At 64.6% G+C, this 6,441-nt stretch carries 7 protein-coding genes; all 7 read left to right on the plus strand.

Features of this window, described 5'->3' with window-relative positions; genetic code table 11:
- Positions 1-118 precede the first annotated feature (118 nt).
- Entirely contained in the window at positions 119-481 is a 363-nt protein-coding gene (locus MHM97_RS10875; protein WP_239322387.1) for an HNH endonuclease signature motif containing protein, read from the plus strand.
- A gap of 134 nt (positions 482-615) precedes the next feature.
- On the plus strand, positions 616-1,095 hold the full coding sequence (locus MHM97_RS10880; RefSeq protein WP_239321439.1) for a P27 family phage terminase small subunit: 480 nt from the start codon (positions 616-618) through the stop codon (positions 1,093-1,095).
- On the plus strand, positions 1,092-2,927 hold the full coding sequence (locus MHM97_RS10885) for a terminase large subunit (RefSeq protein WP_239322388.1): 1,836 nt from the start codon (positions 1,092-1,094) through the stop codon (positions 2,925-2,927). Before MHM97_RS10880 ends, MHM97_RS10885 begins: the two co-directional genes overlap by 4 nt.
- Positions 2,927-4,219 (plus strand): phage portal protein, encoded by a 1,293-nt coding sequence (locus tag MHM97_RS10890; protein WP_239322389.1) that lies wholly within the window; start codon positions 2,927-2,929, stop codon positions 4,217-4,219. The genes MHM97_RS10885 and MHM97_RS10890 overlap by 1 nt, the downstream gene beginning before the upstream one ends.
- A gap of 11 nt (positions 4,220-4,230) precedes the next feature.
- Entirely contained in the window at positions 4,231-4,824 is a 594-nt protein-coding gene (locus tag MHM97_RS10895; RefSeq protein ID WP_239322390.1) for an HK97 family phage prohead protease, read from the plus strand.
- A gap of 73 nt (positions 4,825-4,897) precedes the next feature.
- Positions 4,898-6,181 (plus strand): phage major capsid protein, encoded by a 1,284-nt coding sequence (locus MHM97_RS10900; RefSeq protein WP_239322391.1) that lies wholly within the window; start codon positions 4,898-4,900, stop codon positions 6,179-6,181.
- Positions 6,182-6,184: 3 nt separating this feature from the next.
- Positions 6,185-6,441, plus strand: a 257-nt coding sequence (locus MHM97_RS10905) for a head-tail connector protein (RefSeq protein WP_441316273.1), incomplete at its 3' end; no start/stop codon positions are given.

Raw genomic sequence — 6,441 nt, forward strand, 5'->3', positions numbered from 1 at the left:
AACTGCGTACTCCTTCTCCCCCTTGACGCAGTTGTCACCGGCGTGCCACTAAATATGCATCATCACTGATTGCGCCCACGGGAAACCGGCGGGCGCTTTTGCGTTCCGGGGGTATGGTATGACGGCACGGAGCGAGTATCACCATTTGTACAACCTGTCTGCGTGGCGGCGTCGGCTGCGGCCTCAGCATCTGGCGCGGGAGCCGCTGTGCCGGGCGTGTCTACGGCGGGGGATCGTCAATGACGGAACCCTGACGGCGTCGGGCACACGACAAGGTAACCCAAAGCGCTGCCGCCTGGTGGTGGATCATGTGATCCCGCATCGGGGCGATCCGGCGCTGTTTCTGGATCCGGGCAATCTGCAGACGCTGTGCCCGGATGATCATGATCAGAACAAACAACGGCTGGAGGCGCGCGGGTACTCGGAAGAGCGCGGCGCGGATGGCTGGCCGGTGGATCCACAGCACCCCGCCAACCGCTGACGCAGCGGGGCGAATGCCCCGGGGGGAGGGTTCGAAGGAATTCCGGATGTGGTGGCAACCGGAGGGGGAGCCTTTGTCTGTGCAAAGTGGAAATTGAATAGAAAAAGCCACATGAACAAGGAGTTGATCGGGATATGCGAGGGCGCAGACCGGCAGAGGAAAAAGTTGTGGCCCTCGCGGAAGAGGGCGCGCCGCTTCACAATCTGGAAGAGCGGGCGCGGCTGCGCCTGGAGGAGATCCGGCCCGAGGGGCTGACCGGCGAGCTGCGCTGGACCTTTGACCGGCTGGCGCTGCCGCTGTGTCACCCGACCGTGGACCGGCTCAAACCCAGCAATGTGATGATGTTCAAACAGCTCTGCAAAGCGGTGCTGCGGTTTGAACGTCTGGAGCTGGAACTGGAAGAGACCGGCGAGACCTATGAGAGCGAGACGCGCAACGGGGTGCAGATCAAGGCGCGGCCCGAGGTGGCGCAGCTCAATGAGACCTTTCGTCAGATCCGCGGCCTGGCCAATGACTTTGGCATGACGCCGGCGGCGGAGCGGGGGCTGTCGGGGGCAGGGCAGATGGGGTTCAGTTTTGCCGACCCCGATGGGCCCGAGAGCTATCTGACGTGAGCGCATCCTCTGACTGGGTCTCGGCCAGCGAGGATCCGGTGACAGCCTGGGCGCGAGCGGTCGAGGCCGGCGAGGTTGTGGCCGGGCCCTATGTGCGGGCGGCGGCGGATCGGCATCTGCGAGATCTGGTGGAGGGGCCCAAGCGCGGGCTCAAATGGGATCTGGCGGCGGCGCTGCGGGCGATCCGGTTCTTTCCGCAGGTGCTGCGGCTCAATGGCGGGCAGTTTGAGGGCCGGCCCTTTGAGCTGCACCCGAGCCAGGCGTTCCGCATCGGCTCGCTCTTTGGCTGGCAAAAATACAGCGCCCAGCACGAGGCGTGGCTGCGGCGGTTCACGCGGTTTTACGATGAGGAAGGCAAGGGCAACGGCAAATCGCCGATGCTGGGCGGCATTGGGCTTTATATGATGGTGGCCGATGGCGAGCCGCGCGCCGAGATCTATGCGGCGGCGGCCAAGAAGGACCAGGCGGGGATCCTGTTCCAGGATGCGGTGGCGATGGTGGATCAGTCGCCGGTGCTGAAGCGGAAAGTGCAGCAGCAAGGGGAAAACCCCGTCTGGCAAATGACCTACCGGGGGCGCGGGGGCGACAAGCGCAAGTTCAAACCGCTCTCGGCCGAGAAAGCCCAATCCGGCCCGCGACCGCATTGTGCGCTCACCGATGAGGTGCATGAACATCCCAACCGGGATGTGATCGATATGCTGGAGCGGGGCTTCAAGTTCCGCAAACAGCCGCTCCTGTGCATGGCGACCAACTCCGGCACCGACAAAAAATCGATCTGCTGGGAAGAGCACCAGCACGGCGTCAATGTGGTGACCGGCGCCATTGAGGATGACAGTACATTTGCCTTCATCTGTTCGCTGGATGAGGGCGATGATTGGGAGAATGACCCAAGCTGCTGGGTAAAGGTGAACCCGCTGTTGGGGGTCACCATCGATGAGGAATATCTCGCCAAGGTGGTGAACCAGGCGAAGATGATGCCGGGCAAGCGCAACGGCATTGCGCGGCTGCATTTTTGCCAGTGGACGCAATCGGTGACGGCGGCGATCCGGCGCGAGGCCTGGGTGGCCTGTCACGGCGCGGTGGATCCCGAAGAGCTGACCGCGCAGGGCTATCCCTGTTTTGGCGGGCTGGACCTGAGCCAGGTGCGCGACTTCTCGGCGCTGACCCTCACATGGGTGCTCGATGCCACCAAGGACGCCGAGCGCCTGGTCTCCAAGACCTGGTTCTGGACGCCCAAGGGCACGCTGATGGAGCGCGCGGCGCGGGATCAGGCCCCCTATGATCTCTGGGTGCGGCAGGGGTTCATCGAGGCGGTGCCGGGGGATCGGCTTAAATATCCCTGGCTTGCCGACGCGCTGGCGGATCTCACCTCCCGCTATCAGCCGGAGGTGATCGCCTGCGATCAGTATGGGCTGGAGCGGCTCAAAGACAGTCTGACGGAAAAAGGCCTGGTGCTGCCCACCGAGGTGCATCCGCAAGGCTTCCAGAAACGGGTGCTGGAGAAGGTGCCGGATCCCACCAATCCGGGGCAGGAGGTGGAGATATATCTGTGGATGCCGGATTCCATCAACAAGCTGGAGAACGCCATCTATGACGGCCGCCAGACCGTGGCGCAGAACCCGCTGCTGGACAGTATGGCGGCCTCGGTCACCTACGCGGAGAACCGCACCGGGCACCGGATGTTTGACAAGGAAAAGGCCCATGGCCGCATCGACGGCATGGTCTCGCTGGCGATGTCGGCGGGGATTGCGCTGTGCCGCGAGCGGGCGGGCAAGGAACACTCGCCCTGGGGCGATGAGGACTACTCTCTGGAGGATATGCTGTGGGATTGATGGGGTGGCGTCGGCGCGCGGCGACGCAAGAGGCAGGCCCGCCAGAACAGCGCGCCGAGGTGGTGGACAGTGGCGAGACCGCCATTGCGCAGGTGCTCTCGGGCGAGGTGGGCGAAGGGGTGAGCATGCGCGAGGCGCTGTCGCTGCCCGGGGTCTGGGCTGCGATCAACTTCCTGTCGGCGGCCATGGCCGGTCTGCCCATCGAGGTCTTTGAAGCGACCTCTGATGAGGGCGGCGACAGGAAGCTCAAAGGCGGTGTGGTGGATGTGCTGGGCGCGGCGGTGAATGACAGCACCACGTCCTTCAGCTGGCGCGAGACTTTCTTTGCCGAGGTCTTTGGCCCCGGGCGCGCCTATACCTACATCGAGCGCAACGCACAGGGACGGGTGATCAACCTCTTTCCGATGGAGTATCACCGAACCACGGTGCGCAAGGAGCAGGGGCGGCTCTATTATGACTACCGCGAGCCCTCGGGGCGGGTGAAGACCTACCCGGGTCGGGATGTGATCGACATCGCCTTTTTGCTCAAACCGGATCATGTGGGCAGCCACAACCCGGTGATGACCTGCGCCAGCGCCATCCGCCAGGGGCTCAATGCCAATCGCTATGCGCTGACAGTCTTTGGCAAGAACGGCGTGCCGCCTTATGTGCTGACGGGGCCGTTCCAGGCCGCCAGGGAGATGATGCGCTCGGCGGCGGATCTGATGCGGGTGACGCGGCGGGCGGCGGATGAGGGCAAGCCGGTGCTGCCGCTGCCGGCGGGGCATGAGCTGAAGCGGCTCGGCGATGATCCGGAAAAGATGCAGCTCACGCCGGTGCAGGTCTTTGCGGTGGGGCAGGTGGCGCGGATCTATCAGCTGCCGCCGGTGTTCCTGCAGGAGCTGAGCAAGGGCAATTACAACAATATCGAGCATCAGGATCTTCACCTGGTCAAACACACGCTGCGGCGCTGGGTGAAGAAGTTCGAACAGGAGCTGACGCTGAAGATCTTCGGGCGCGGCTCCAAACGCTATGTCAAACTGAACCTCGATGGCATCATGCGGGGCGACTTCAAGACCCGGATCGAGGCGATTGTCAAAGCGATCCAGAACGGGCTGATGACCCCAAACGAGGGCCGCGCGCTGGAAAACCGCGCGCCCAAGGCCGGGGGCGATGTGCTTCTGGTGCAGGGCGCCACCGTGCCGATTGAGCTGGCGGGCAAGGCCTTTGCCAGGGGCGCGGCTGCGCCAGACCTGAATGACGATGCCGCGCCTGAACCGGACGCCGGCGACGCGGAACCCAACACAAACTGACGGAGGCTTGGATGAGCGATCCAACACGCGAGGTGCGCTATTGCGCCGTCGCGCCCATAGAGCTGCGCGAGGACAGCGGCCAGCCCCTGCGGGTGCTTGGCTATGCGGCGGTCTTTGGCGAACGAACCGCCATCGGCCCGCTCGACAAATGGGGCTGGGAAGAGGTGGTGGAGGCCGGAGCCTTCAGCGCCGCGCTGGACCGGCGCGATGATGTGACCTTTCTGATCGACCACGAGGGGCTGCCGCTGGCGCGTACCAGCTCCGGCACGCTGATGCTGTCGCAGGATCAGCGCGGTCTGCGGGTGGAGACGGAGCTGGATCCGCAGGATCCGGATGTGCAGCGGATCCTGCCCAAGATGCGGCGCGGCGATCTCTCCAAGATGAGCTTTGCCTTCATTGCCGAGAAAGAGTCCTGGGACGAGAGCGGCGCGCATGCGCTGCGCAGCATCGGCTCGGTGCGGCTCTTTGATGTCTCGATTGTCACCGACCCTGCCTACCAGGGCACAGAGATTGGCCTTCGCTCCAAAGCGGCGGCCCTTGGCGGCGGCGCGCAGCGCTATCGCCGCCAGATGCAGATGCGCGGGCGTCTGTCGGGGCTGCGCTGATTGGCGCTTTGTCCTGCCCTTTTCCATGCCGCGCCCTGGGCAAGCGCACACCCCCACATTCAATGAGGATATCATGAGCAAGATCAAAGAGCTGCGCGAGAAGGCGCAAACCGTTCTGACCGAGGCCACCAGCCTGCGCGACGGGATCACTGACAAAACACCGGAGGAAGAGGCGCGCGCCGCCAATGACAAGTTCGACGCGATGATGGATCAATATGACGCCCTGGTAAAAGAGGCGGATCGCGAAGAGCGGGCCCTGAAGGCGCAGCGCGAGGCCGAGGCGCGCCAGGAACAGCAGGAGCGCGAAGAGCGCGAGAGCCGCCGTCCGGGCCAGGAAGAGAGCCGCCATCAGCCCGATGGGGATGTGAGCGAGGAATACCGCGAGGCCTTCCGGCTTTACCTCGCCACCGGGGCGGATCTGTCGGAGCTGGACCGGGACGTGCGCGCGGCGCTGCGCCGGGGCTACCGCGAGGACCGGGCGCAAAACGCCGGCACCGGGGCGCAGGGGGGCTTTCTGGTGCCCACCACGCTGGCGGGCTTTATCAATATAGCCGCGGCCGCCCATGGCCCGATGATGGACGGGCAGATCGCCACCGAGATCAACCTCGCCAATGGCGCGCCGTTTGACCTGCCGACGGTGGATGACACCGACCAGGAGGCCAATCCGCACAGCGAGGGCGATGAGGGCGTGGATGATGACAGCGGCGACATCGCGCTTGGCAAGACCACATTGCTGGCCTATGCGCTGGCCACGCCCTGGATCAAATGGTCCTTTGAGCTGGCGCAGGATTCCGCCTTTGGCTTTGAGCCACTGCTGGGCAAGCTGATCGGCGAGCGGATCGGGCGCAAGGGCAATGCCTGGCTGACCACCGGCAACGGCAACAATGAGCCCCTGGGCTTTGTGACCGGCGCGCCGGTGGGCCATGTGGCCACCGCCACGGATGCCATTACCTTTGATGAGATCTTCGATCTGGAGCACTCCGTCGACCCGGCCTATCGCGGCGGGCCCAAGGTGCGCTACCAGATGCATGATCAGTCGGTGAAGGCGCTGCGCAAACTCAAGGATGGCAATGGCCGCTATCTGTGGTCCGATGGGGATGTCACCAAGGGCGTGCCGGCGACGCTCAACGGGCGGCCCGTGTCCTTCAACCAGGCGATGGCGCAGATCGGCGCGGGCACCAAACCCATCGCTTACGGTGACTTCTCGGAATACTACGTGCGCAAGGTGGGCAATCCGCTCCTTGGCGTGGCGCGCGAGAAGTTCTTCCCCAACCTCGCCATCATGGGGGTGCATCGCATCGATGGGGCCCCGGCGCAGAGCAAGGCCATCAAGGTCCTGCAGATGAAAGCGGCCTGAGCCATGGCGATGGAGCGTCTTGTCCCACCGGCGGAGGCGCCGGTGGATCTCGCCCAACTGCGCGCGCATCTGCGGCTGGAAGAGGGCGAAGAGGATGGCCACCTGCAGCATTGTCTGGAGGTGGCGGTGGCGAAGTTTGACGGCGACGATGGCGAACTGGGCCTCGCACTGGTGCATCAGGTCTGGCAGCAGAGCTTTCCTCATGTGCCCGGGGCGGGTGGATCGGTGGAGCTGATGCTGGGGCCGGTGGCCTCGGTGGA

This window comes from Epibacterium sp. Ofav1-8, from assembly GCF_022348185.1.
Taxonomy (GTDB): Bacteria; Pseudomonadota; Alphaproteobacteria; order Rhodobacterales; family Rhodobacteraceae; genus Epibacterium.

Bases quoted from the DNA above. Each gene is read 5' to 3' on its own strand.
- MHM97_RS10890 (WP_239322389.1), top strand. From the start codon at position 2,927: ATGGGGTGGCGTCGGCGCGCGGCGACGCAAGAGGCAGGCCCGCCAGAA.
- MHM97_RS10875 (WP_239322387.1), top strand. From the start codon at position 119: ATGACGGCACGGAGCGAGTATCACCATTTGTACAACCTGTCTGCGTGG.
- MHM97_RS10900 (WP_239322391.1), top strand. From the start codon at position 4,898: ATGAGCAAGATCAAAGAGCTGCGCGAGAAGGCGCAAACCGTTCTGACC.
- MHM97_RS10895 (WP_239322390.1), top strand. From the start codon at position 4,231: ATGAGCGATCCAACACGCGAGGTGCGCTATTGCGCCGTCGCGCCCATA.
- MHM97_RS10880 (WP_239321439.1), top strand. From the start codon at position 616: ATGCGAGGGCGCAGACCGGCAGAGGAAAAAGTTGTGGCCCTCGCGGAA.